At 64.7% G+C, this 24341-nt stretch carries 23 protein-coding genes and 1 pseudogene; 2 read left to right on the top strand and 22 right to left on the bottom strand.

Features of this window, described 5'->3' with window-relative positions:
- Positions 1–15: 15 nt before the first annotated feature.
- The 16 genes from ACOGJC_RS15800 to ACOGJC_RS15725 all read right to left on the bottom strand — a co-directional run bounded on the left by ACOGJC_RS15800 (position 16) and on the right by ACOGJC_RS15725 (position 14739).
- Entirely contained in the window at positions 16–1572 is a 1557-nt protein-coding gene (locus ACOGJC_RS15800; protein WP_419845954.1) for an FAD-dependent oxidoreductase, read from the bottom strand.
- A 22-nt stretch (positions 1573–1594) separates the two neighbouring features.
- Positions 1595–2371: an ABC transporter permease gene (locus ACOGJC_RS15795; protein ID WP_419845953.1), complete on the bottom strand. Its 777-nt coding sequence runs from the start codon at positions 2369–2371 to the stop codon at positions 1595–1597.
- Entirely contained in the window at positions 2368–3345 is a 978-nt protein-coding gene (locus ACOGJC_RS15790; RefSeq protein ID WP_419845952.1) for an ABC transporter ATP-binding protein, read from the bottom strand. Before ACOGJC_RS15790 ends, ACOGJC_RS15795 begins: the two co-directional genes overlap by 4 nt.
- 68 nt (positions 3346–3413) lie before the next feature.
- Positions 3414–3806, bottom strand: coding sequence for a nuclear transport factor 2 family protein (locus ACOGJC_RS15785; RefSeq protein ID WP_419845951.1), 393 nt, complete (start codon positions 3804–3806; stop codon positions 3414–3416).
- Positions 3806–4909 (bottom strand): LLM class flavin-dependent oxidoreductase, encoded by a 1104-nt coding sequence (locus tag ACOGJC_RS15780; protein ID WP_419845950.1) that lies wholly within the window; start codon positions 4907–4909, stop codon positions 3806–3808. Before ACOGJC_RS15780 ends, ACOGJC_RS15785 begins: the two co-directional genes overlap by 1 nt.
- A 52-nt stretch (positions 4910–4961) precedes the next feature.
- Complete coding sequence (locus tag ACOGJC_RS15775) at positions 4962–5780, bottom strand: CoA-transferase subunit beta (RefSeq protein WP_419845949.1); 819 nt, start codon at positions 5778–5780, stop codon at positions 4962–4964.
- Positions 5777–6667 carry a CoA transferase subunit A gene (locus ACOGJC_RS15770; protein WP_419845948.1) on the bottom strand — a complete coding sequence of 297 codons (891 nt, stop codon included), beginning with the start codon at positions 6665–6667 and terminating at the stop codon, positions 5777–5779. Before ACOGJC_RS15770 ends, ACOGJC_RS15775 begins: the two co-directional genes overlap by 4 nt.
- Positions 6664–7467, bottom strand: a complete 804-nt coding sequence (locus ACOGJC_RS15765; RefSeq protein WP_419845947.1) for an SDR family oxidoreductase — start codon at positions 7465–7467, stop codon at positions 6664–6666. Before ACOGJC_RS15765 ends, ACOGJC_RS15770 begins: the two co-directional genes overlap by 4 nt.
- Positions 7467–8627: an acyl-CoA dehydrogenase family protein gene (locus ACOGJC_RS15760; protein WP_419845946.1), complete on the bottom strand. Its 1161-nt coding sequence runs from the start codon at positions 8625–8627 to the stop codon at positions 7467–7469. Before ACOGJC_RS15760 ends, ACOGJC_RS15765 begins: the two co-directional genes overlap by 1 nt.
- A 53-nt stretch (positions 8628–8680) precedes the next feature.
- Positions 8681–10066 carry a phytoene desaturase family protein gene (locus ACOGJC_RS15755; RefSeq protein ID WP_419845945.1) on the bottom strand — a complete coding sequence of 462 codons (1386 nt, stop codon included), beginning with the start codon at positions 10064–10066 and terminating at the stop codon, positions 8681–8683.
- Between the two features lie 197 nt (positions 10067–10263).
- Positions 10264–11262 (bottom strand): LLM class flavin-dependent oxidoreductase, encoded by a 999-nt coding sequence (locus tag ACOGJC_RS15750; protein ID WP_419845944.1) that lies wholly within the window; start codon positions 11260–11262, stop codon positions 10264–10266.
- Between the two features lie 40 nt (positions 11263–11302).
- Positions 11303–11836, bottom strand: a complete 534-nt coding sequence (locus tag ACOGJC_RS15745; protein ID WP_419845943.1) for a VOC family protein — start codon at positions 11834–11836, stop codon at positions 11303–11305.
- 33 nt (positions 11837–11869) lie between these two features.
- Positions 11870–13024: an acetyl-CoA C-acetyltransferase gene (locus tag ACOGJC_RS15740; RefSeq protein WP_419845942.1), complete on the bottom strand. Its 1155-nt coding sequence runs from the start codon at positions 13022–13024 to the stop codon at positions 11870–11872.
- A 64-nt stretch (positions 13025–13088) separates the two neighbouring features.
- The gene (locus ACOGJC_RS15735) at positions 13089–13946 is read right to left on the bottom strand and encodes a bifunctional 5,10-methylenetetrahydrofolate dehydrogenase/5,10-methenyltetrahydrofolate cyclohydrolase (protein ID WP_419845941.1); all 858 of its coding nucleotides are present in this window, start codon (positions 13944–13946) and stop codon (positions 13089–13091) included.
- A gap of 90 nt (positions 13947–14036) precedes the next feature.
- The gene (locus ACOGJC_RS15730) at positions 14037–14351 is read right to left on the bottom strand and encodes a helix-turn-helix domain-containing protein (RefSeq protein ID WP_419845940.1); all 315 of its coding nucleotides are present in this window, start codon (positions 14349–14351) and stop codon (positions 14037–14039) included.
- A 13-nt stretch (positions 14352–14364) separates the two neighbouring features.
- Entirely contained in the window at positions 14365–14739 is a 375-nt protein-coding gene (locus tag ACOGJC_RS15725; protein ID WP_419845939.1) for a type II toxin-antitoxin system RelE/ParE family toxin, read from the bottom strand.
- Positions 14740–14892: 153 nt separating this feature from the next.
- On the opposite strand from ACOGJC_RS15725, the gene ACOGJC_RS15720 reads away from it, so the two are divergent.
- Positions 14893–15309: a prevent-host-death protein gene (locus tag ACOGJC_RS15720; RefSeq protein WP_419845938.1), complete on the top strand. Its 417-nt coding sequence runs from the start codon at positions 14893–14895 to the stop codon at positions 15307–15309.
- 92 nt (positions 15310–15401) lie between these two features.
- Here ACOGJC_RS15720 and ACOGJC_RS15715 read toward each other — a convergent pair whose 3' ends face one another.
- Entirely contained in the window at positions 15402–16727 is a 1326-nt protein-coding gene (locus ACOGJC_RS15715) for a DUF222 domain-containing protein (protein ID WP_419845937.1), read from the bottom strand.
- Between the two features lie 97 nt (positions 16728–16824).
- Here ACOGJC_RS15715 and ACOGJC_RS15710 point away from each other — a divergent pair, with 97 nt between their 5' ends.
- Complete coding sequence (locus tag ACOGJC_RS15710) at positions 16825–17229, top strand: CBS domain-containing protein (RefSeq protein WP_419845936.1); 405 nt, start codon at positions 16825–16827, stop codon at positions 17227–17229.
- Between the two features lie 509 nt (positions 17230–17738).
- Here the strand turns inward: ACOGJC_RS15710 and ACOGJC_RS15705 are convergent.
- The 5 genes and pseudogenes from ACOGJC_RS15705 to ACOGJC_RS15685 form a co-directional block, all read right to left on the bottom strand.
- Positions 17739–18308 (bottom strand): Uma2 family endonuclease, encoded by a 570-nt coding sequence (locus ACOGJC_RS15705; RefSeq protein WP_419845935.1) that lies wholly within the window; start codon positions 18306–18308, stop codon positions 17739–17741.
- Positions 18309–18524: 216 nt separating this feature from the next.
- Positions 18525–21302, bottom strand: coding sequence for an alpha/beta fold hydrolase (locus ACOGJC_RS15700; protein WP_419845934.1), 2778 nt, complete (start codon positions 21300–21302; stop codon positions 18525–18527).
- Positions 21303–21502: 200 nt separating this feature from the next.
- Positions 21503–23146 (bottom strand): alpha/beta fold hydrolase, encoded by a 1644-nt coding sequence (locus tag ACOGJC_RS15695; protein WP_419845933.1) that lies wholly within the window; start codon positions 23144–23146, stop codon positions 21503–21505.
- A 31-nt stretch (positions 23147–23177) separates the two neighbouring features.
- On the bottom strand, positions 23178–24017 hold the full coding sequence (locus ACOGJC_RS15690) for a 2Fe-2S iron-sulfur cluster-binding protein (protein ID WP_419845932.1): 840 nt from the start codon (positions 24015–24017) through the stop codon (positions 23178–23180).
- Positions 24014–24259 (bottom strand): annotated as a pseudogene (locus tag ACOGJC_RS15685) (NADH-ubiquinone oxidoreductase-F iron-sulfur binding region domain-containing protein); the annotation flags it as partial. The gene ACOGJC_RS15690 and the pseudogene ACOGJC_RS15685, both read right to left, overlap by 4 nt.
- Positions 24260–24341: the final 82 nt, after the last annotated feature.

The raw sequence follows: 24341 nt of genomic DNA, 5'->3' as shown, positions 1-24341 counted from the left end.
TGGCCGCCGGACATGCTAGCTGGCAGCTGCTGTACCGGCGGCGTGGGCAACCACAAGTAGTGGCCCGATGGTGCCGCCTGCGCCGGGGTAGGCGGCACCGAGGGGGCTGGCGGAGGCGTTGCCTACGGCGTAGAGGCCCTCGATGAGGCTGCCGTCTTGGTGGCGGACTTGGCCGTGGATGTTGGTTCTAGGGCCGCCTTTGGTGCCTAGGCATCCGGGGTGGAGGCGGACAGCGTAGAAGGGTGGTTCGTCGACTGGGCCGAGGGTGGGATGGGGGGCTGATGGGTCGCCGACGAAGCGGTCGTAGATGGAGCGGCCTCGGCCGAAGTCGGGGTCGTCGCCGGTGGCGGCGAGCTGGTTGAATCGAGTTGCCGAGGCGGTGAGCTCTTCGCCGTCTACGTCGATGACAGCAGCCAGCTCGCTAAGGCTGTCGGCTCGACGTAGCCACTCAGGATCGGGGTCGTCTCGGCGCATTGGGCCCAAGTGGTAGCGGCGGCGGTAGCTGGCGTCGAATACCAGCCAGGCGGTGGTCGCCGGGTACTGGAATCCGGTGGGGTCGAAGGTCTGCATGGCTCGGCCCACGTCGTTGTAGTTGCGGGATTCGTTGACAAACCGCCGCCCCCGAGAGTCCACCATCAGTGATCCGGGCCGGGCACGCTCGGTGAGCACCAAGCGGTGGAACGGTTGGTCGTCGATGGTCTCATCGGACACGGTCATAGCTGGACACCACCAGGCCTCAGCCATGTTGCCCAGCTCGGCCCCGGCGGCCAGAGCCAGGCGCAGCGCAGTTCCGTCCATGCCGGGGGCTCCCACCGGACCGGTCATCGGCCCCCGCAGGAACCCCTGCACTAGCGAGGGGTTTCGCTCGAAGCCCCCGGAGGCCAAGATCACCTGGCCGGCCAATACCTCATCGCCGATCCGTACCCCATTCACCGTGCCGCCCGACTGGGCCAAGCCGTCCACCTTGGTTCCGGTGAGGATCACCGCTCCGGCGGCCTCGGCAGCCTCTGTCAGTGAGGCGATCATCGATCGGCCCATGGTGATCACGCCGCGGCGGGACCGGTCGGCCACCTCGTCCCAGTCGATGTTTCCGGTAGCCAGCTCCCGGTAGGTGATGGGCGCGGTCACATTGGGAGCAGTCCGGATTCGCTGGTCGAGGTCAGGCGGCACCTCACGGGGCTGGGGTTCCAGGGGACGATGGCCTGGCTTCCCGCCGGGCAGTTCGGGGTGATAGTCGGGGTAGGGGACCGTCTGCCACGACAATCCAGTGGCTGACTCCAGCCAATCGGCCACCTCCGGTGCTTGATTGGCGAAGTAGTCCACGAGGTCGTCGTCCACGTCGCCCAGCCGCAGCGCGTGCAAGTACCGGCGAGCTTCGGCAAGGGAGTCGTCGACCCCTTCTGCGACCATCAGCCGGTTTGCGGGCATCCAGGCCAGTCCCCCCGAAAGGGCGGTGGTCCCGCCCAGCACCGGCGCCCGCTCCACCACGGTTACCTCAGCCCCTGTCTGCGCCGCCGCCACCGCCGCAGTCAACCCGGCGGCCCCCGATCCGACGACCACTACGGAGGACATTTCAGGGCCAATTCTCAGCGAGTCAGTCGCGGGGAGTCCAGCGGAACCACCGGGTGACGATAAGGGCACCGGCCACGCCCCACGCGGCCATGACCAGCCAATTGGTCAACGGCCACAGCGAATCGTCGGTGAGCGGATCGAAACCCCTTTGCAGTGCCACCGCCAGGTGTCTGATGGGGAATATGTCTCCGATCAGGGTGATGGCCCGGGGCGTGTCGTCGGAGGCGGGTACGTAGACGTCGGAGACGAAATACAGCGGCAATACGACCAAATTGAGGAAAGGGGGCCCGGACGTCTCATTGGGGACAACGTTGGTGAATGCCAGCCCGAGAGCACAGAACACCGCGCCCCCGATGAGCAGGGTCACGATCAAACCCGGGACCGCCTCCCACAACAGATCAACGTCGTAAACCGCCCAGCCGATCAACGCCATCAGGACCGCCATCAAAGCGATCACTGCGTAGGAGGTGGCCACCAGTCCTCCCATGAACACCCAAGGCCGTATCGGCGTGCCTCGCACCCTCTTGAGGATGCTGGTCTCCCGACGGAATACGGTGACCACAGCCAGGTTCACAAAAGAGGCTTGGACCACCGAGAGGGCGATGATGCCGGGCACAAAGCGACTGGCGAGTCTGGGGCCAGCCGGCGTGACCAATTCGTTGCCGAACAGGGCGGTTAGAACGAATAAGAAAATGAGCGGAAGGACCACCGTGAAGAAGCTGGCCAGCGGGTTGCGCCACAGCAGGGTGAAGTCGACGCGAGTCTGAGCGGCCAGTTGCCGAAGTCCCCGGCTGCTCAATGATCAAGACTTCCTGCTTTGTCGGCTTCGCCGATCAGGGACAAATAGGTGTCCTCCAGGGTGGGGGCTAACACCTCGAGTGAATCGATCTTTCGGCCCAGCCGCCCCGCTGTCTGCAACAGCGCGGCCACGGTGTCAGTGACGTCGTCGGTCAAGATGACCATCCTTGTCGGACCCTCAGCGGAGGTGGTGCCTGGCTCCCGGGATTCGCCCGCGTCAACTGACACCGCCGCGGCTCCACGAAGCGGCTCGGGCAGCTCGGCCAACGGCACCTCTTGGGAATCCCAGGAGATGCGGGTTTGCATAGAGGCGGTCACAGCCAAATCTTCGGCGGTTCCTCGTGCGATGATGCGACCAGCGGCGATCACCGCGATCCGGTCGGCCAAGTTCTGGGCCTCGTCCATGTAATGGGTGGTGAGCAGAACTGTCACCCCCAGATCGCGCAGGCCGTCGATCATGGCCCAAGCTTCTCGACGAGCGGTCGGGTCGAATCCGGTGGTGGGCTCGTCGAGGAACAACAGTTCGGGATTTCCCACCAATGCCAGCGCCAAATCAAGCCGTCGCTGCTGACCTCCAGACAGGCGCCCCACTCGCTGGTCGCGTTGCTCGGTCAATCCGACTAGCTGAAGCACTTCGCCTACCGGGCGGGGGTCGGAGAAGTACGCAGCCCATATGGTCACCGTTTCAGCGACCTTCAGGAACTCTTCGGGCTGCGACTCCTGCAAGACGATCCCGATGCGCTCCCGCCAATCCAATCCGGCCGTGGCCGGGTCTTGGCCAAGTACGGATACTTGCCCCGCGGTACGCGGTCGGAAACCCTCCAGAATCTCGACCGTGGTGGTTTTGCCCGCGCCGTTCGGCCCCAGAAAGGCCAGGATCTCGCCCTCCTCCACATGGAGGTCCACGCCTGCGACGGCTTCGATTGCGCCGTAGGACTTGTGCAAGCCGGTCACTTCGATCGCCGGACTCTTCATTCCACCCACTCTCGGCGTGTCAGGCCCACAGCGTAAGTGCCGCGAAGTCGGTCCGCACCCGTTGGCCCCTAGCCCCCCAACATTGAAGCCAAAGCAGCGGTGTCGAACCACTGGGAGAGGCGGCTGATGCGGCCGTTGTCGACGTCGAAGATGTCTACAGCGTCGAACGCCACCTCATGGCCGTCCTGGGTTGCGCCGTTGAAGGTGATCTCGACCACCACGGTGTTGCCGGCTTCTAGGAACCGAGTGGGGTTGTCTTGGTGGACCGGGAACCGCTCGAAGATCTTCTGGAACATGGCGATGGCCTTGTCGGAGCCGATGCGGGGACGCGACCCGGAGGGGATCAGGTCGAGCTCGGGGTGCAGCACCGAGGCCATCAGGTCCCAGTCTTCGTCATTGAGTGCGACGAAGTACTCCTTCACCACCGCCAGCGGGCTTCTGTTCGATCTTTCTGTGCTCATTAGCCGGCCCTCAGTATGTCCTTGACTTCGCGCATGGCCCGGAACGACCAGCCGGCCAACTCGGGGTCGCCGAAGGCGGTTACGTTCCACATGATCAGGTGGCGCAGACCGGCGTCGTAATAGGTGCGGACTTCCTCGGCGATCTGCTCGGGAGTGCCGCAGAAGCAGTAGTAGTCCACCACCTTGGGCGGGATGCCGTCGATGATGGCCTCGGCTTGCTCTCGGGGCACCGACGCGGGGATCAGGTCGTGGAAGCCCTCGGGGGGCTCCACCCCCAGCTCACGGAAGATCTGCGGGGGCAGCATCACCATGATGGCCCGCAGCAGCGGGGCCTCCTGCATGCGCCGCAGCGTGGCCTCGTCGGGAGCGGCCAGCACGTAGGCCAGCAGTCCAGGGGTGACTGCCTCGGCATCTCGGCCCGCTTCCATCGACGACTGGCGGATGGTGGCCAGCGAATCGGCATACACCTCGGGGGCGAGCTTGGTGGGCAGCCAGCCGTCGGCCAGCCTCCCGGTGATGTTCAGCATCCGGGGGCCGTGGGCTGCCGTCCAGATGGGCGGAGGAGTGTTGCCGTAGGGAGATAGTCCGAGCACGGCGTCGTTGAGTTGGTGGAATTTGCCCTCGTAGTTGATGGGGCCGTCGGCGTCCCACAGTGCCCGAATGATCTCGATGCCCTCTTCCAGACGGCCCACGGGGCGGTCGAAGTCCATGCCATAGGGGGTCACGTTCATCCGCTCGCCCGAGCCCAGCCCCAGTATGGCCCGGCCTTGGGTGAGGTGGTCGAGGGTGAGGGCCATGTTGGCCACCATGGCCGGGTGGCGGCGGATCAGGTCGGTGACTACGGCCCCCACTTTGATGGTCTCGGTTTGGGCACCGACTGCGCCCATCATCACCAATGGGTCGAAATACACGTGGCCGCTGGGCTGCACCGCGGCTAGCGGGCTCATATCCGGGGTCCATATCGAGTCGGGGTGCCAGCCCATCAGATGGCATGGCCACCACAGGGCGTCGTATCCGTCGGCCTCAGCCCGCTGGCCCAACTCCACTGCCCGGTGGGCCGGGGGCATGATCTGGCCGGGAACGCCGATCTCGAGGTCCTTCATCCCCTGTTCCTGACTGCATGAGGGTACGTGTCGCAGCACATGGCTCGGTCTCTCATCCTCCGAATTCCCGGCGGCGCATGTTGTCGGGGTCGATCACCTCGCGGATCAGCCGCACCTGCTCGACGGTGGGCGCCGCGGTAATGGGCAACTCCCCTTCAGGGGCGGGCAACTCGAAGCCGGTGGCCTCCTGCACCTGCTCGAAGGTGACCCCAGGGTGCAGCGATGCCACCTGCATGTGGCGGGTTTCGGGGTGGAAGTCGAGGACGCAGAGGTTGGTGATCACCAGCTCAGGTCCGCCTTCCAATCCGGTGTCGGCCCGCTCTGAGCCGCCGCCCAGATACCCGGCGCAGGAGATGAAGTCCACCTGCTCCACCAGTGAGCGGGGGTTGTGGTTGGGGTTCCAGTAGTAGAGGGCCTTGCCGATTGATCCCATGTCGCCCAAACCGGCGGTGCCCGGTAGCCGCACTCGGGGAGCGTGATAGTCAGTGCCGATGATCGAGTTGTTGCCGTTGCCGTAGCGGTCGAGCTGGGCCGACCCCACGCAGAACTTGGTGAGCCATCGGCCGTTCAGGGCAATGGTCCAGAAGTCGCCGTATTGCTCCACGTACATGATGGAGTCCCGCCACAGCGGCGCCTCCAAGGTGGAGGCGGGTACCCGGTCGGGCCGGGGTTCGAGTCCAACCGCTCCGGCCAGCCACACTAGGTCGGGAGCGTGGGTGAGTCGGGCCAGCCAGAAGGCGCTCACCGGCACGAACGAGGCCATGCCGTTGCAGGCCTGGTCGCCGTCGGCGAAGCAGGCGGCCAGCCGGGCGATCATCAGCTCATCGATAGTCCAGTCGTCAGCCGGAGGGCTGTTCTGCCAATCGCTCACGAGGCCTCCCAAGCTTCCACGGCCGTTAACCGCTCAGATCCCCCTACGGCTTCCAGGTAGGCCGCGTGGTCGGCGGTGCCGGTCACGTACTTCTCCATGAACCCGGCCACGGCCTCGTCGTCGCGGGCTGAACCGATCCACTCCAAATGCATCGCCGTGTCGTACCCATAGCGGGGGTAGAACGAGGTGGGGTGAGCGCCAAACGGGGCTTCCACCACTGCGTCCACCATGAAGCCGGGCAGCACCGTGCGGTCGGGGTCGGCTCGCAGCACTTCGGAGTCCACGATCTCCTCAACGGTGACGATCACCGTGGTAGCCGCCTTGGGCATGATCCCCAGGTCAGGCCACAGCGCGGTGGGCTCGTAGCCGATGTTGCCGAACCGGTCGGCCTTGTGGGCGTGAACCAGGGCCACGTCGGGCACCAGCGCCTTGCAGGCCACCACCGACGGTCCGCCGAACGGGTCGTCGAGCATGACCAGGTTGTCGTTCACGTCGATCAAGTCGGTGCCGATCAGCCCCCGGGTGGGCAGAAACGGCAAATTCCGAGCGCCCGCGCCCAGTCGGGCGTTCAGTGCCGTCTCCGAGAGCTCCTCCACGCGGATAGCTCCGGCCTCCACTGCCTTGCGGTAGCGCTGGCACAGCCCGAACTGCTCCATCGACACCGCCGCGCCGATAAGGCGGTTCATGGCCCCCGCCGCGGCCAGCCAGTCCACAGGTATTCCCCCTACCAGGCACACCACCCCGAGCTCCTTGCGGCCTTGTCGGATCAGCTCCCGGACCAGGGCCATGGGCGCGGCCTGAGTGGCCATGTTCTGGATGGCCACGAGGTCGCCGTCGCGCACCAGAGCAGCCGCGTCCTCAAGAGTGGTCAGCTTCTCAGCGCTCACAGGAGTTCCACCATCTCTCGTCCTCCATGAAGTTCAATCACCTGTCCAGTTGCATAGTCGGAGTCGCCCGACGCCAGCCAAGCGACGGCGCCGGCCACATCCTCAGGAGTGCCAGCCCGACCGATGGGGATCTGGGCTTCGATGCGCTCGATGATCTCCTCGGGGATGCCCAATCCGGTGTCGTGGTCGCGGGCCCCGGTGAGGCGGGTGCCGGCGATATATCCGGGGGCCACCGCGTTGACGTTGATTCGGTGGCGGGCCCACTCCCGGGCCAGCGACTTGGTGAGAGCGATCACCCCGCCCTTGGCTGCTGAGTAGTTGACGTTGCCCGCGATGCCGTAGATCCCATTTATGGAGGCCATATTGACCACCTTGCGATGGTGGCCCGGCGGGTTGTCCCGGCTGCCCCGCAGCAGTGGAAAGGCGGCCCGGCACAAGTTGAAGGTGCCCTTCAACGCCACATCGCACACCAGGTCCCACTGCTCGTCGGTCATGTTGTGGGCCATGGCGTCCGCGGTGATCCCCGCGTTGTTCACCAGGATGTCGAGGCCGCCGAAGGAGTCCTGGGCGGTGCCCAGCATGGCGGCCACGTCGTCGTTATCGACCACCGACCCCGCTGCGGCTACGGCCTGCCCGCCGTCGGCAACGATGGCCGCTGCTGCTTCTTCGGCAACATCGTCGTCGACGTCATTGACCGCTACCGCAGCGCCATCGCGGGCCAAACGAGCCGCCACCGCCAACCCGATACCCCGCCCAGCGCCGGTTACCAGCGCCACCCGGCCATCCAGAACTTGAGCCACTAGAAGCTTCTGGGCAGCCCGAAGGTCTCGGCGATGCTGTTCCTCGCCATCTCGTTGGTGATGGGCCCGATGCGGTAGAGGCGGCTGTCTCGCCAGTAGCGCTGGGGATGGGTCTCGAGGGCGTAGCCCATGCCGCCCAGCACCTGGATGGCGATGTCGGAGCACTTGCCAGCGTACTCCGAGGCCACCACCTTGGCCATGTTGGCCTCCCGGCCGCAGTCTTCGCCCGACTCCGACTTCCACGCCGCGTAGTACGTCATCAGTTCCGACTGCTTTTGCATCATCGCCATGTCGGCCAGGTTCTGGTGCCACACCTGGAACGAGCCGATCTTCTTGCCGAAGGCCTCCCGCTCCATCAGGTAGCTGAGGGTTTCCTCGATGCAGCCGTCGATGATGCCGGTACACAGGGCGGCCACCATGATCCGCTCGTTGTTGAGGGTGGACAGCATTTGGTAAAAGCCCTGGCCGGGCTGGCCCACCACGTATTCGTCGGGCACGAACACGTCGTCGAGGAACACCTCGCACGACCCCACCGACTTCATGCCCACCTTGGGAATCTGGCGGCACTCCAGGCCCTCAGCGGGGTTTTTCACCAAGAACAGGGTCACCCCTCGGGCCGGCTTGTCTTGGATGTCCTCGGTGCGGGCCATCAAGAACAGGTAGTCGGACACGTGGGCCGCGGTCGACCAGATCTTCTGGCCGGTGATGCTCCAGCCGCCGTCCACCTTGGTTGCCCGGGTTTTCATGGCCCCCATCAGGTCGGTGCCCCCAGAGGGCTCGGTGACGGCGATGGCCACCCGCAGCTTGCCTTCGGCCAGCTGGGGGATCAGCTCCTCGCGGGCCACATCGGAGGCGAACTTGTTGATCGACTTGGCGCAGAAGGAGGAGATGCCGAAGATCCAGGTGAGCCCGGCCAGCGAGCGGGCCAGCTCCCGGGTGAGGATCATCTGGGTGACCACGTCGCCGCCCTGGCCGCCCAGCTCGGGGGGCAGGCCGATGGCATGGAACCCGGCGTCGGACATCTTGTCCCACAGCTCGAACGGATACTCGAACTCCTGGGCCTCGTAGTCGCGGGCTGCGTCCTTGGGGCATTCCTTCTCGACCCAGTTGCGGACCATCTCTTGGAACATCGTCTGCTCGTCGGTGAGGGTGAACTCCATGTGCTTGGTTGCTCCTTGTGTTGGATCGATCGTTGTCTAGTGGGGCTGCTTCCTTAGTAGCGCCAGCCGTCTCCGAAAGTGGGGATGCGGCGGCCCAAGATGTCCTCTACGCAGGTGAGAGCGGCTCGGGCCGAGCGGTCGGTGCCGATGCCCCGGCTGCGGAAGGTCTCGCTGGCGAAGTACAGGCCGTCCACGGTGGGGGCCCGCCAGTGGGGCCGGAACTTGCCCACCAGCATGGGCTTTTGCGCCACGCCGAACGCCGGGTCGAACACGAACAGGCGCCTCTTCCACACATGTTCGGCCAGGCCGGGGTACATCACGTAGAGGCCCTGTTCGAGGCGGTTGTACATGTCCTCGATGTAGCGCCGGTCCCGCCCCTTTGAGCCGGGGACGATGCCACCGGTGCAGTACAGGTGGAGTCCGTTGGGGATGCCCTGGGGATCCATGGCCGCCTGGTCGTACATATAGCCCGGCGTGGGGCTGTGGGGGGTTTCCAGCCAGGTGGCCAGCTCTCGGGGGTCGAACATGGTCACCGGCTCTTCGGTGGCGAAATACAGGTTGAGCATGGTCACCCGGTACTGGTCTTGGGCCAGGTAGCGGATCTGGCTGGTGTACCAGTCGGGCAGCTCCCACTCGGGCACCACGTTGAACACGTTCCACACCGGCAGGGTGGAGATGACCGCGTCGCACTCGATCACCTCGCCGATGTCCCAGTCGTTGGGCACGGTGGGCTCATGGGGGATGGACACCCCGACCACCGCCCCGTTCTCGATCAGCACCCGGCCGGCCGCGGTCTGCATGCGCAGTTCGCCGCCGTGCTCGGTGAAGCCGTCGGCCAGGTCTTGCCACATGCCGTCCCAGCCCTGGCCGGGCCAGCACGAGTAGGCGGCCATGTGCCGCTCCTCATAGTGCATCTTGCGCACCCACAGGTTGTCGCTGGCCGAGTGGTCGTACCACTCGTCGGTCATGCACTCCAGCACGGCGATGAACTCATATAGGTCGTAAACCCCCTGGTCGGAGGTGTACTGGGCCAGCCATTCCCGCATGGGGCGGTCGTCCCACTCCTCCAACTCGTCCCATGTGCTCTCGGTGATGGCCTTGATGACCTTCTTCACCTCGGTCTTGTCGGGATAGCGGTCGCGGATCGACCCCCAGGTTTGGGTGTCGTTGTCCCAAATCGGCATGTCGTGGGACACCTCGCCGTGGATGAGTTCCTTGCCGACGTGCTCGAACACCTTGGTCAGGCCCGAGCCGGGGTCCTCAATGAGGTGTCCGCCGAGGTTCACCTTGAAGCCCTCGTCGTCCACCGCCAAAGCCCGTCCGCCCAAGAAGGGGGATCGCTCCAGGAGGGTCACCGACTTGCCCTCAGCGGCCAGAAGGGCCCCGGCGCTAAGTCCGGCTGCCCCGGCGCCGATGACGACAACGTCGCATTTGGTCATGGGGGGATACTAAGAGCGTGGGCCGGTGGGCGGCACTTTATGAATGCGGCGACTCAACGCCACCTGGGATATCGCCGCGGCAGTGTCCGGGCGGCGGGTCCTGTCACCGGAGGCCGGCCTAGCCGTCGGTGCGGCCAGGTCCGCCACCGGCGCCACCCACCGCCCTTGCGGGAACGCCGACCAACTGGCGACCACAGTCAGGGCTTGGCAATCCGACTCAGCGCGTCCACCGTGGCCTGCGGGCCGATGTCGTCGCCCACATGTGCTCCGGTTAGTAGCACGATGGGCAGGTCGACGCCCGCAGCCCGGTAGGCGGCGATGCGGTCGGCCAGCATGTCGGGTCCGAGGGCGCATTGGGCCAGGACGGCCTCGTCGGGCACCATCGACAACGCCGCGGCCCGGTCGCCGCTCTGCCAGGCCTCGGCGACTTCAGGCAGGTTGTCGAAGGTGCCGACGAAGGCGGGCTGATGGGTGGGGACCATGGAGTAGGCCAGCACCTGGCGGCGCATCCGCTCCAGCGCTTGTTCGGGACTGGGACCGGCGTAGGCCCAAAACGAGAGCACGGTAGATACATCGCAGGGATCTCGCCCCGCCTCTGTGGCCGCGGCTTTGACGATCTCTTGCTTGGGAGCCACTTCCGAAGGCGGGCACCACGTCATGAACGCCGCATCGGCTATTTCGCCAGCCAGAGCCAGCATGCGGGGGTTGATGGCCCCCAGCCAGACGGGCACATCTACCGCGGGCAGGTCGAGCCGGAAGCCTTTGGATCGGAACCGGGGGCCGTCGTGGTTCAGCTTTTCGCCCGCTAAGGCGGCTCTAAGGAGGGCGATGAATTCCCGCACGGTGGCCAAGGGCCGTTCGAAATCACCACCGTGCCACCGCCCGACCACAATGGGGCTGCTGGCCCCGATGCCAGCGATTACCCGGCCGGGGGCCAGGGAGGCCAGGGTGGCGAAGCCCATGGCGGTGAGGGCGGGGGAGCGGGTGTAGGCGGCCACTATGCCTGAGCCCAGTCGGATGCGCTCGGTGCGGGCGGCCATGGCGCCCAGAGTGGCGAACACCTCGGGACCGGCCACTTCGCCTACCAGCGCGGTTTCGATGCCAGCCTGTTCGGCGTCAACCACCAGATCGGTAAGCCATCCGATGGAGAGCCCGTCCTCCACCGGCATGGTGATGGCGACCGGGGAGTCGGTCATGTCTAGTAGCGACCTACCGCGTTCTGCCGGAAACTAGGAACTATCCGGAGTAACGCCCGCGGAGTTCGTCGGCTAGGGGCTGGTTCTCGGCGTTGTCGGGGTGGGGGAGCCACTCCTCGCCGACCGACAGGTAGCGGGTGGCTAGCTCGATGAGGGGTCCGTGGGCCTTGTTGGGGGGGATGAAGTTCCACTTGAGCCATGGCTGGGTGTCGGGATGGCTGGGTTCTTCCATGACCAGCGGGATGTCGGCGTCGCGCACCCCGTCGATCATGGTGTCGAAATCGTCGGAGCAGAAGGCGATGTGGTGGACGTACTCGCCCTTCTTGGCCAACACCTTGTCGGGCCAGTGGCCGGGCTCGGCGGGAGACCAGAGCTGAATCGACACGCCGGTGGGGTCGGGGTTCTGGAACGTGACCCACGCCATAGGGGTTCCGTCCATGTCGTCGGCCCCCTCCCCCCGGGTGACCTTCATGGTGTGGCCCGGTGCCAGCACTTCGAGGATCTGGCGCCAGTCGGCCTCAGCCTGGTCGAGGTCCTTCACGAGTAATGAGATGTGGTCGATGTGAATGCCCATGTCTTTCGCTGTCTCCTTGTGGATCTCTCTTGACTACGCAGCCAGGTTCTCGATGATGGTGGCGTTGGCCAGTCCGCCGCCCTCGCACATGGTCTGGAGCCCATAGCGGCCGCCAGAGCGCTCCAGCTCATTGAGCAGCGTGGTCATGATTCGGGCACCGCTGGCTCCCAGGGGGTGGCCCAGGGCAATGGCCCCGCCGTTCACGTTCACCTTGTCCATGTCCACGCCGGTGTCTTTGGCCCAGGCCAGAACCACTGAGGCGAAGGCCTCGTTGCACTCGAACAGGTCGATGTCGTCGAGGGCCATGCCGGCGCGCTCCAGCACTTTGGCGGTGGCTGGGATGGGGCCGGTGAGGATGAGCACTGGGTCGCTGCCCACCACAGCCATGGTGTGGATTCGGGCCCTAGGGGTAAGGCCATGCTCGGCCACCGCCTTCTCGGAGGCGATGAGCAGCGCGGCCGAGCCGTCGGTGATCTGGCTGGAGTTTGCCGCTGTCAGCGGGCCGTGCTCGGAGAATGGCCGCAGCTTGGCCATCTTCTCCATGGAGGTGTCGGGCCGGATGCCCTCGTCGCGGGTACAGTCGTCTACCGCCAGCACCTCCCGCTCGAAACGCCCTTCCTCCCAGGCCCGGGCGGCGTTCTGGTGGCTGCGCAGGGCCAGGCCATTCATGTCTTCCAAGGTGACTTCCCACCGCTCGGCGATGAGATTGCCGCCTCGGAACTGGTGGACCTCCTCGTCGCCAAAGCGATTGGCCCAGCCGTCGCCGTCGAACGGATAGCGCATGCCCAAATCGGGGCCCACGTCGCCCTGGCTATTGAGATGGATGAGGCTCATGACCTCTACCCCGCCGGCCACCACCAGGTCTTGGGTGCCCGACATGATGCCCTGGGCGGCAAAGTGCACGGCCTGCTGCGACGACCCGCACTGGCGGTCGATGCTGACTGCCGGAACGTGCTCGGGCAGCCCGGCCGACAGCCAGGCGTTGCGAGCCACGTTGAAGGCCTGGGCGCCGATCTGGCCGACGCAGCCCATGATGCAGTCGTCCACTGCCCCAGGATCCACACCGGTGCGCTCAATCAGCCCGCTCAAGATGTTGGCGCCGAGATCGGCGGGGTGGAGGTGGCTCAGCCCGCCGCCGAAGCGGCCCATGGGGGAGCGAACTGCGTCGATGATGTAGGCGTCGGCCATGTCTGTGCTTCCTGGTTCTTGTTCGGGATTCCTTGGTTGCTGCTTCTTGTCGGACCGAGGCCGTTCAGCCCACAGCCCGCTCGGCAGCGGCCACGGTGTTGGCCATCAGCATGGTACGGGTCATCGGCCCCACCCCGCCGATTCGAGGCGAAAGCCAGCCCGCCACCTCAGCCACATCGTCGTCCACATCCGACACCAGCTTGCCGTCGGCGAAGCTCACCCCGGCGGCCACCACCGCGGCACCAGGCTTGACCATGTCGGCCTTCACCATGCGGGGCGCCCCAGCCGCGGCGATGAGGATGTCAGCGTTCTTGGTGTACCGCGAGATGTCGCCCGCCCCGGTATGCACCACGGTGACCGCGGCATTGGCATTGGGCCGCTTCAGCGACAGCAAGTTGGCCAGCGGCCGCCCAATGGTGAGACCTCGGCCGATGATCACCACGTGCTGGCCGGCGATGGGGATCTCGTATCGCTCCAGCATCAGCTGGATCCCCCGCGGCGTGCAGGCCAGCGGAGCATCCACTCCCTGCACCAACCGCCCCAAGTTCACCGGGTGCAGCCCGTCGGCGTCCTTCTCCGGCAACACCCTTAACAGCGCCGTCTCGTAGTCCAGTTGGTCCGGGAACGGGTACTGCATGATGTAAGCGTCCACCGCCGGGTCGGCGTTGAAGTCGTCCACCACGGCGTCGACTTCTTCCTGGGTGGCATCCGCAGGCAGATGCACCTCCCGAGACCCCATCCCCAGCTCCTCACTGTCACGGTGCTTCATGGCCACGTAATTGGCCGAAGGCCCATCGTCCCCCACCAGCAGCGTGCCCAACCCCGGGGTTACGCCCTTCTCAGCCAGCGCAGCAATCCGCTCCCGCAGCCCTTCCTTGATCTCAGCCGACAGCATTTCGCCGTCCAGTTTGATAGCAGTCATCGCCCGGAATTCTCTCGCAAACGCTGCGGTTCCACAATGACCTTCTAGCTAACTGTCATTTGGGCTTTCAGGGCGGGGTCAGTCGCGCAGCTAGGCAGGGTTTGGGATGACGATTCGCTCGTCGTCGAAAACGGCTACCAGCTCGAGGCGACCTCCCATGCTTTCGATAGCCGCGCGGTAGGTGGACAACAGATTGTCGCCTGCGGCTTCCATGGCTGAGATCGACGCCTGAGTCCGCTCAAGTCGCTGGGCCAGTTCGACCTGGGTCATCTCGCGGTGCCGACGGAGTTCGGCCAGGTTAAGAGCCACGGCATCTGCTCTGGCCTCTTCCTTGATGGCGTCGATGCGAGCGCGGCGCTCAGGGCTGATTTCGCCTGCGATATCGCTGAACTTGCGGTTTCCCATGTGAGAGTCCCTTCTAGTCGGTGTCATTGATGAGGCCATCGGCGGCCAGTTCTTTCAGGTATTCCTCGTAGAGCTGCTCGGCCTGTGGAATGGCCTCCGCGTACCAACGATCCCATTGGCCACTCTTGTCGCCCCCAATGAGGAGGATCGCTTCACGTCGGGGGTCGAACAGGAACAAGATCCGGAAGTAGCTGGCCACACCACGCGGTCTCAATTCCTTCATGTTGTGATACTTCGATCCCTTGACTCGATCGGCGTATGGGCGGTTCAACTCTGGACCCTGTTCGGCGAGGAGTTCAACGACGGCTATGACTTCGTCGGTTTCCGGCTCAGTGAGTCCACCGAACCAGTCGGCGAACTCATCGGTCCCGTTGACTTCCCATGCCACTTGGAAATTATAGAGTGAAGCCAATATAGATACAAGTCGATATTGAATCCGGCATTCTCGTCACGCCCAGCAGCGTGCGGCAAATAAGCCCTGCTTCAGGTCACCCTCTTACGTAGGTTATGTCCTAGGAGTACGTAAGACTCGAAACAGGGTATGGCCGTGCAATTCCTTGCCGATTCTGAAACCAGCCGCAGACTTCGCGAGGTGCTCGATGCTGCCGAAGCAGGGAAGGCAGCGGGGGTCGAGCGCCGGGGTAGTCGGGTTGCGCTGGTAGAGCGAGACCGTTTGCACGGACTATTGGCCGATTCTCGGCAGTTGGGCAGGCCGGAGGCGATGGCTGAAGCAGACGGGTGGTCTGTCTTTTTCCCAGGTACCCCAATTGCTGCCGATGGGTCCGACTCTGAGGTGGCTGTCGAGGAATTCATAAAGGCCCTCCGTGAGTATTCGGAAGACTGGGAGAACCGGCTCAGACTGGTCGCCAACCACGAGCACCATTGGCCGCTTGTGCTGTTCGTGGCCATGAGCTCCGATGCCGAGCTAGCCAGTTGGGTGTACGGCAAGGAGTCTTGAGTTCTTCGGCGCCCGTCCCGCGTAACCATGCTGGCTCTTGCGAAGTTAAGGGTTGGAGGCTGGCCGGCTCAGACGCTGGCAAGCGCAATGCGCTAGGCGGCGACAGCTTCCGTTGGACCTCGAGCGCGATCTCGGTCGATTGCGCGGTGGGGGGATTTCAGCTTGTTTTGCCCGGCGGCGTCTTCAACCACCGCGTAGCCGTGTTTGTGGACCTTCCTATGGCACTTGGGGCATAGCAGCACGAGGTTGGTGATGTCGGTGGGCCCGTTGTCGTCCCACCAGACGATGTGGTGGGCCTCGCAGGCGCTGGCTCTCATGCCGCAGCCGATGCATTGCTTGTCGCGGGCAATCAGGGCCAATTTCTGGGCGGCTGTGACGGCCCTTTGTTTTCTTCCCATGTAGAGCGGCTGGCCGTCGGCGGCGAAGATGGCGGGCACGATGCCGGCGTCGCAGGCGATGTGGCGGAGGTCGTCGATGTCGATAGGAGTGCCGTCGATGAGCCCGGCACTCTTGAGCTGGCCGCTCAATGTGTCGTAGTCGACGGAGACGATCAGTGTCGTGGCCTGGGGGGCAATTTCGGAGCCGACGTCGTGACCCTCGGAATCATCGCTGGACACAGCGTCCGAATCGCCGACGGGGCAGCAACCGCTGCCGTTGGAGTTGACATCGGAACTATCGGCTCGGGCCGGTCGTTGGGTGATAAGCGCTACGAGGGCATCGGCGTTGCGCTGCTCGTGAGTGCGGTCGCTCCCAGACCTGGCGTCCTCGCGAAAGAGGCGATCACTCAGGTCGTGGAGCGCAGCCTTGACCCGCTCTCCGGCAATGCGATCAAACTCGGCGTGCAACACGACCATGTCGTCGTCCCCGTCGAACACCTTGCCGCTACGGCGCTCGCGCTGACGCTCGTGGCGGGTCAACCCGTCATCGGCCCGGCGCTCGTCTTCGCTGCGAGCCACAGTCTTCTTGAACTCGTCGAGGTCCTCGGAAATGGCCACGACGACCAGTTCCAACTCCTGGTCCTTGGACAGCGGCGCCCGCAGATGCGACTCGCCCATCACCCGGGCGTGATCAATAGAGATCCACCCCTGCTTGGCCGCCTCCAACGTGTCAGGCAACGCCTTGAGCGAATTAGAAGTCTTGGCCTGCTGGCGGGCCCGATGACGCCCAAGCCCAAACTGACGACACAGTTCCTCAACCGCGTCCTGCCCTTCCAGATCGCCAAACCGCCCCAACAGGGCAGTCAGATAGCCATCCAACTGCCGACGGGCACTGTCGGCCTGGAGGATCAACTTGACCAATTCACCCGACCCCAGCCCCTCAAATTCAGCCAGCTGAACATCCACCGTGGCGCTTCCGCTGCCTCGTGACTCGCCTTTGGTCTTTGTGCTGTTTCCCCTGGTGAGAACACCTAAATCCATGCCCCCAGTCTACCGACGCCAGTGACAACATCCCCCGAAATGGCTCAACATATGAACGGGTCATAAGGTGGACATGTCTCATATGTGTGAATCCAGCATGCGTCGAGAAGTCACCCTTGGGCAGATGATGGTCTCGGAGCCGGTTTGTGTCATCAAGGAAACCTCACTCGCTGAAGCCATCGGCATCATTGACGACAAAGGCTTCGATCAACTCCCGGTTGTAACCGACCACGAGTCCAAGCATCTGGTCGGTGCGATCACCTCCCGCCAGATTGCGATATGGGCAAGGGATTGGGCACAATCCGGCGCATCCGTCAGCGATGCAATGGAGACTCCCTGGGATGGGCTAGTCCGCAGCCAGCAGGACAAGATGAGTGACGAGTTGCTCGACTACTTCAGCACCTATGACTTCGTAGTTGTAGTTGACGACCAAAAACGGGTGATCGGCATCGTCCAGCTTTGGGATATCGCCCGGGAGTTGTGGAATCGCCGCACCAGCTAGGACTCATGGGTCCGGGTTCTCGACACAACAGCGATCAGCTTTGCCATTATCTCCGTTGACTATCCGGTTGTCTTGCACGGAGAGTTCCAGGTTGCTGTTCACTCCCCATAGGGAGTACTTGATGGGTCGGAGGGGGAGCGCCACCGCCGGGATACGCTGGCGCGGATGGCAACGGTTCACGATTTTGGCGAGCAGCCTCCATCCCAGCTTGTCTCCGCAAGGAGAGCACAGGAGGTCGGTTCTGGATTTGTCGACGCGCCTGTTCCCGGGCTTGATGCCGTCACTCGCGAGGCACTTGCACAACTTGGAGAAGAGTATTTTGAGTTGTGTGAGCGGCTCTTCCCCCAGGGTTCAGAATTCAGTTTGACCTAAGTCTCCAGGCGGACTCTGGATCACACGGTAAGAGCCCTGCGCCCGTTCCCAGCCGAAGTGGCTTCTCTTGTAGAGGTTGCCCCGGTGAAGACAGGCTGGTCACCAACCTCTTCCGCTGGGCGAGTCTGCCGAGACGTTCAGTCGAAGATTGTGCTGACAGAGCAGGTAAACCCGGGGAGGACGTCGTGGCCTTCGAGGGAGTCGTCTTCTTGCAGGGTCGTGGAGTCCGCGCCAGGGCGGTACACATCGATGGTTCGGGTGTCGGGGTGGACTATCCACACCAGCGGGGCTCCGTGGCCAAGCCACATCTGCGCTCGGTCGCGGGCCCAGCGGCGGCTGTCGCTTGGTGAGACGATTTCCACCACCAGGTCGGGAACGACTTCGGCGTAGCCGTCGATCTCTGCGTCCAGTGGGATCTTCTCTGCTGAGGTGAACGCCACGTCGGGCTCGCGCACGGTGTCGGGGTCGCGCTCCAGCCACACGCCCGAATCGGAGGCCACTAGCGAGCCCAGCTTCCTGGGCCTTACGAAGTTGCCCAGCTCCATGACAACGTTTACCGCGATCTTGCCATGTCGGTGTCCTGATGCCATCGTCTCGTGAAGCACTCCCCGCACCAGCTCGCCGCGCACGCCTTGACCGCTCAACCGCAGCAGGTCGTCGGCGGTGAGCAGCTTCGTGTCGGCCAATCCAGCTTCAGTCGTAGCCATATACTTTAGATAACTTTCAGTCTAATCTCTTTATTTCCAAGTTGGCAAGTGCGTCCAGTTGTAGGATGAGCAGCAGGACCATGTCTAAATCTTACGTCGCTTCGCACGTAGTTCTAGCCGGGGCGGCGTTTGATACAGGGGTTGCCGTGGGTGACGTTGTGGGCGTTGGGGGAGGCGCAATGGGTGGTGAAGCAAAGGGACTGGCTGTCGTCGCCCCTACTCTTGCGGCTCGCAGACGACCCGGCGCTTGTCGGGATACGCCACGTCAATTAGCGCCCGGTGGATGTGGTGGTTGACGCAGTCGTTGTGGGGGTAGACGACGTGAGCGATGTGCGTGGTTTCTACTAGATAACCGTTGGTAAGCGTCTCGGTAACGAGTTCTTCGGACTCGCCGAAGGAAGTGGCCGGGTCGGAGTGGTTGCCGATCACCAGGATGGGCACGCCTCGGCCGTCAAGGGGGCCTTGAAGGGGGTCGGGGGCGAATTGGTCGTAGAACAGGCAGGCGCTGGGTAGAGGGGGGGACAACATCGCCAACAGGGGGAACCGCTCCTCCACAACGGCCCCGGCGGCCTCAGCGTCGGCCAGCAGTGTGTCGCGGTCCAGTTCCGGGTACAAGGTCAGGCTGTCCAGGCAGTTGACGTGCGCGGTGAAGCTCGCCGCGGCGGGATCCTCGCCCAGATGCAGCAATGCGAGCTCCAGGAAGATCGACGGGTCGTTGTCCTCTTGGAGCTCAAACAGCCCGTGCCACAAATAGGGCCAGTAATCCTGGCTATACAGCGTGGTGAGCACACCCAAGACACCAGCCCGCGGATTGCCACTGGCTGCCTGGTTTACCAGGTCAAGCTTGGTGACAGCCTTCCTGAAATACGCGACCGGGTTCCCCCAGTTGTAGATCGGGCACTGCCAATCGTCGCACGCGAACAATGCCTGATCCAGCACATCGGCAAAGGCGGCAACCTCCTCAATGTACTCCTCGATGCGTTCCTGTCTGGTGCTGGCCGGGTCAACCGGGTTGTCGGCGCCGTCGACTGCCATCGCCCGCACAGACTGAGGAAAGAGCGTGGCGTACCAGACGCCGAGGGTCGAGCCGTAGGAGAATCCCAGGTAGGAGATCTGCTCGACACCCAGGGCCTTGCGGATCTCGTCCATATCCCGGGCAACGTATTCGCTGTGCAGGAGGCCGCCGACGGGGCCCATCGACTGGATACACAGGTTGGCGGCCGCTTCTCCAGCCGCAACGTCGTCGGGGCTGTCGATGGGCATGTCTATTGCCGCGAGCAGTTCGAGTTGCTCGCCGGAGGCCCCGCAGGAGAAGGCGGGCTCGGATGCGCCGACGCCGCGGGGGTCGAACCCCACGATGTCGAAACGCTCGAGCAGTTGATCGGCGAAGCGGTCGCCGCCGGCGACAAGCTCCACACCGCTGCCGCCGGGACCTCCGGGGTTCACCAGGAGGTAGCCGATCCGCTGCTCGGGAGAGGCAGTCCGGAGCACGTTAACAGCGATCTTGATGGTGTCGGCCTCGGGTGACCGGTAGTCGGCGGGTACGTCCACAAAGCCGCATTCGAGGTCGGCGCCGCAGTTAGTCCACTCGATGCGCTTTCCCGCGGGGGTGGCGGTGGTGCTGTTCCATCCGCTGTCTCCGGCGCTGTTGGTGGCTCTGACGCACACGCGGTAGGCGGTGCCGTTGGCCAGGCCTGCGATGGTGGCGGTGGTTTCGGAGGTGATGCGGGGGTTCCAGGCGGCGTCGGCGTCGGCCGGGCATGCAGTGGCGCCGGCCTGGTAGGCCACGGTGTAGTCGGTGATGGGCGCTCCGCCGTTGTTGGCGGGAGCGGTCCACGACACGGTGAGCTCGCCGTCGCCGGAGACGGCGTCCACGTTGCCGGGAGCGCCCGGGGTGGTGGCGGGAGTGGCGGTGGTGGCGACCCATCCGCTGTCTCCGGCGGTGTTGGCGGCTTTGACGCACAGCCGGTAGGCGGTGCCGTTGGCCAGGCCTACGATGGTGACGGAGGTGTTGGAGGTGATGCGGGGGTTCCAGGCGGCGTCGGCGTCGGCCGGGCATGCAGTGGCGCCGGCCTGGTAGGCCAGGGTGTAAACGGTGATGGCCGATCCGCCGGTGTCGGCGGGCTCGGTCCACGACACGGTGAGCTCGCCGTCGCCGGAGACGGCGTCCACGTTGGCGGGAGCGCCCGGGGTGGTGGCGGGTGTGGCGGTGGTGCCAACCCAGTCGCTGTCTCCGGCGGTGTTGGCGGCTTTGGCGCACAGCCGGTAGGCGGTGCCGTTGGTCAAGCCGGTGATGGTGACGGAGGTGTTGGAGATGGTGCGGACGGTCCAGGTGGCGTCGAGAGTGATCGGGCAGCCGCTGGTGGTGGCCTTGTAGGCCAGGGTGTAAACGGTGATGGCCGATCCGCCGGTGTCGGCAGGCTCGGCCCAGCTGACCGCGATTTGGCCGTTGCCGGCAACAGCGGTGAGGTCGGCGGGGGTGCCGGGGGCGTCGGGGGCTTGTTCAATGGCGCGCAGCGTGTTGACCGCGGCCGCATCGAAGGCCAAGAAGCAGCCGATGCTGTCGTCATACCCCCAGCTCAGGCGGGCCAGCGCGGTCTGGTTGTCGGCGGTTTTGGCCACATCTACCGGCTCGGCCCCGAACCGGTGATGCTCAAAACAGCGCCGAGAGTCGTCGGTCTCACCCGTTGGCAGGCTCGGGGGCGGGTCCGCGGCCCGCAGAGCGGCCAACGCGTCGTCGTCAAGGGTGAGGAAGCAGCCGATGCTGTCATGGAATCCCCACCGGACCTGGGCCAGCACGGTTTCGCCGTCGGCGGTCTTGGCCACGTCCACCGGCTCGGCGCCAAAGAGGTGAAACTCCGAGCAACGCTCCGCCGCGCTCTGATCGGCCGACTGCGCGGTCGCCTCCTGGGCGCTGACGGCAACCAGCACGGACGCGGCCAGCAGAGCCAATGCCACGGTTCCCGCCACCAGAGAACGCCCTTTACCTGTCATCCGGGCTGAACGTAGTTCCCCCCCCCCCCCCCCCAAATCCCAAATCCGTCAACGACTGTCGCCTTCTACTTGTCATACCTGAGCTACACGTAGGTCCAGCCGAAGCGGGCTTTTATGTCTAGGTTGCCCCGGGTGACATCGTGGTCGTCGGGGGAGTTGCATTGGATAATGACGTAACGGGACCTGGCTGTCGTCGCCTGTCATTCCTGCGGCTCGCAGACGACCCGGCGCTTGTCGGGATACGCCACGTCGATTAGCGCTCGGTGGACGTGATCGTTGACGCAGCGGTTGTGGGGGAAGACGACGTGAGCGGGGTGCATGGTTTCTACCAGATAGCCGTTGGTGAGCGTCTCGGTAACGAGTTCTTCGGACTCACCGAAGGAAGTGGCCGGGTCGGAGTGGTTGCCGATCACCAAGATGGGCACGCTTCGGCCGTCGAGGGGGCCTTGGAGGGGGTCGGGGGCGAATTGGTCGTAGAACGGGCAGGCGCTGGGGAACGAGGGGTCGATCAGAGCTAGCAGCGGGAACCGCTCTTCGACGACGGCCTCAATGGCCGCGGCGTCGGCCAGTCGGGTGTCGCGGTCCAATTCTGGGTACAAGGCTAGGTCGTCCAGGCAATTGACGTGCTCGGTGAAACTGGCAGCTGTGGGATCATCGCCCAGTTGCCGCAAGGCGAACTCCAGCAGGATCGACGGGTCGTCCTTCTCATGGAGCTGGAACAGCCCCTGCCACAAGAGAGGCCAGGAGTCCTCGTTATAGAGGGTGAGGATGACTCCCAGCACTCTCGCCCAGGGGTTGCCGCTGGCTGCCTGATTGACCAGATCCAGCCCCAAAACAGCCTGCCTGAAGTAGGCGACCGGATCTCCCTGGTTGTAGATCGGGCACTGCGGGTCGTCGCATGCGGCCAGGGCTTGGTCGAGAAGGCCAGCAAAGGCCGCGATCTCCTCGGTAGCCTCTTCGACGCGTTCCTGCCGGGTGCTGGCCGGGTCAATTGGATTGTCGGCACCGTCGACCGCCATCGCGCGCACAGACTGAGGAAAGAGCGTGGCGTACCAGACGCCGAGAGTCGAGCCGTAAGAAAATCCCAGATAGGAGATTTGTTCGACTCCCAAGGCCTTGCGGATCTCGTCCATGTCGCGAGCGACATATTCGCTGTGCAAGAGGCCGCCAATGGGGCCCATGGACTGGATGCACAGGTTGGCAGCGGCTTCCCCGAACGCGATGTCGTCGGGGCTGTCGATGGGCATGTCGATGGCAGCGAGCAGTTCGAGTTGCTCGCCGGAGGCTCCGCAGGCGAAGGCGGGTTCGGATCCGCCAACACCGCGGGGGTCGAACCCCACGATGTCGAAGCGCTCGTGCAGTGCATAAGAGGAGCGTCCGACGTTGGCGACAAACTCGACGCCACTGCCACCGGGACCTCCGGGGTTTACCAGCAGGTAGCCGATTCGCTGACTGGGATCAGCAGCCCGGCGCACATTGACGGCGATCTTGATGGTGCCGGCATCAGGCGACCGGTAGTCGGCGGGCACGTTTACGAAGCCGCACTCGAGGCCGAAGCAGCTGGTCCACTCAATCTGCTCTGCCACAGAGGACGGCCCCGGCTCCGGGGTGGCCGCGGAAGGGGTGCTGGCGGCTGACGGAGACGCCGAAGGAACGGGTTCGGGTTCAGCGGTGGCCGCTGAGGAGATGCCGGTGCCCGACTGAGACGCTGCGGGAGTGGGGTCGTCGGGCACTGGCACGGTGGGAGCAGCCGCAGTGGGGACGGGTGGCGAAGTGTCCGGCGAGGTCTTCGCATCGCCACAGGACGCCGCGGCTGTCAAAGCCAGTGCAACGGCTCCCGCCATGAGAGACCGCCCTCTACCTGTCATATCTGAGCTACACGTAGTTCCAGCCGAAGCGGCCTTTGATGCAGAGGTTGCCCTGGGTTACGTCGTGGTCGTCGGGGGAGGTGCATTTGACGATTTGGTTGTCTTGGACGTGGAGTTCGAGGTTGCAGCCGACGCCGCAGTAGGAGCACACCGTTTGGGTGACGGTCTGGTCCTCGGGGCGCCAGTCGTCGGCTTGGCGCAGGTCGAACTCGGTCTTGAACTGGAGGGCGTTGGTGGGGCACACGGCTACGCAGTTGCCGCAGTAGACGCAGGCCGAGTCGGGCAGGGTCACGTCGAACTCGGTGGAGATGCGGGCGCCGAAGCCCCGGCCGGCCACCGAGATGGCGTAGGTGTGCTGGGCGTCGTCGCCGCAGGCCTCCACACAGCGGTAGCACAGCACGCACTTGTCGTAGTCCCGGATGTAGAGGTTGTCCTGCACTCGCACCGGCTCGTTCATGGTCTGGCCGCCGGGGACGTAGCGGTCGGGGTCGGCCCCGTAGTGCTCGGCCCACTGGCCCAACTCGTCGGCCTGGGACACGTCGACCCCGGTGGCCAGGAACTCCAGCACCATCTTGCGGCTGTGCCGTACCCGCTCGCTGTCGGTGTGGACCACCATGCCCTCCTCGGCGGGACGGGAGCAGGAGGGCACCAGGGCCCGACTGCCGTCCAATTCAACAACGCATACCCGGCACACGTTGACCGGGGTGAGGGTGGGGCCGTAGCAGATGGTCGGAGTTTCTACGCCGGCGGCGTCGCAGGCATCCAGGATGGTCGCGCCCTCGGGCACGGCTACCTCTTGGCCGTCGACCCGGATGGTGACCGCGGTCTCGGTGATGACGCCGCTCACTGGCTATTTCCTATCAGGCCCAGCGCCAAAGCGGAACGCACCGCGGAGGCGGCGGTGTGGCCCAGGCCGCAGATGGAGGCGTCCACCATGGCCAGGGCCATGTCGTCGATGAGTTCGGATCGCTGAGGGGCCAGAGGCTGGCCGGAGGCTTGCAGCTCGACCAACACCTCGTGTTGGCGCTGGGTGCCCACCCGACAGGGCACGCACTGGCCGCACGACTCGTCCCGGAAGAACTCGGCAATTCGGACTACCACAGCTTCCATATCCACGGCATCGTCGAACACGGTGACCACCCCCGACCCCAGGGTGGCGCCCGCTTCACGG

The sequence above is a fragment of the Candidatus Poriferisocius sp. genome, from assembly GCF_965204015.1.
In the GTDB taxonomy this organism is placed as follows: domain Bacteria; phylum Actinomycetota; class Acidimicrobiia; order Acidimicrobiales; family Bin134; genus Poriferisocius.
The sequence above is the reverse complement of the archived record's forward strand: the minus strand, read 5'-3'. Positions and strand labels throughout refer to the sequence as shown.

Coding starts and splice junctions, on each gene's coding strand:
- ACOGJC_RS15800 (WP_419845954.1), bottom strand. CDS start 1,572: ATGTCCTCCGTAGTGGTCGTCGGATCGGGGGCCGCCGGGTTGACTGCG.
- ACOGJC_RS15700 (WP_419845934.1), bottom strand. CDS start 21,302: ATGACAGGTAAAGGGCGTTCTCTGGTGGCGGGAACCGTGGCATTGGCT.
- ACOGJC_RS15730 (WP_419845940.1), bottom strand. CDS start 14,351: ATGGGAAACCGCAAGTTCAGCGATATCGCAGGCGAAATCAGCCCTGAG.
- ACOGJC_RS15695 (WP_419845933.1), bottom strand. CDS start 23,146: ATGGCGGGAGCCGTTGCACTGGCTTTGACAGCCGCGGCGTCCTGTGGC.
- ACOGJC_RS15710 (WP_419845936.1), top strand. CDS start 16,825: ATGCGTCGAGAAGTCACCCTTGGGCAGATGATGGTCTCGGAGCCGGTT.
- ACOGJC_RS15705 (WP_419845935.1), bottom strand. CDS start 18,308: ATGGCTACGACTGAAGCTGGATTGGCCGACACGAAGCTGCTCACCGCC.
- ACOGJC_RS15750 (WP_419845944.1), bottom strand. CDS start 11,262: ATGACCGACTCCCCGGTCGCCATCACCATGCCGGTGGAGGACGGGCTC.
- ACOGJC_RS15745 (WP_419845943.1), bottom strand. CDS start 11,836: ATGGGCATTCACATCGACCACATCTCATTACTCGTGAAGGACCTCGAC.
- ACOGJC_RS15720 (WP_419845938.1), top strand. CDS start 14,893: ATGGCCGTGCAATTCCTTGCCGATTCTGAAACCAGCCGCAGACTTCGC.
- ACOGJC_RS15785 (WP_419845951.1), bottom strand. CDS start 3,806: ATGAGCACAGAAAGATCGAACAGAAGCCCGCTGGCGGTGGTGAAGGAG.
- ACOGJC_RS15790 (WP_419845952.1), bottom strand. CDS start 3,345: ATGAAGAGTCCGGCGATCGAAGTGACCGGCTTGCACAAGTCCTACGGC.
- ACOGJC_RS15780 (WP_419845950.1), bottom strand. CDS start 4,909: ATGAAGGACCTCGAGATCGGCGTTCCCGGCCAGATCATGCCCCCGGCC.
- ACOGJC_RS15760 (WP_419845946.1), bottom strand. CDS start 8,627: ATGGAGTTCACCCTCACCGACGAGCAGACGATGTTCCAAGAGATGGTC.
- ACOGJC_RS15715 (WP_419845937.1), bottom strand. CDS start 16,727: ATGGATTTAGGTGTTCTCACCAGGGGAAACAGCACAAAGACCAAAGGC.
- ACOGJC_RS15740 (WP_419845942.1), bottom strand. CDS start 13,024: ATGGCCGACGCCTACATCATCGACGCAGTTCGCTCCCCCATGGGCCGC.
- ACOGJC_RS15735 (WP_419845941.1), bottom strand. CDS start 13,946: ATGACTGCTATCAAACTGGACGGCGAAATGCTGTCGGCTGAGATCAAG.
- ACOGJC_RS15755 (WP_419845945.1), bottom strand. CDS start 10,066: ATGACCAAATGCGACGTTGTCGTCATCGGCGCCGGGGCAGCCGGACTT.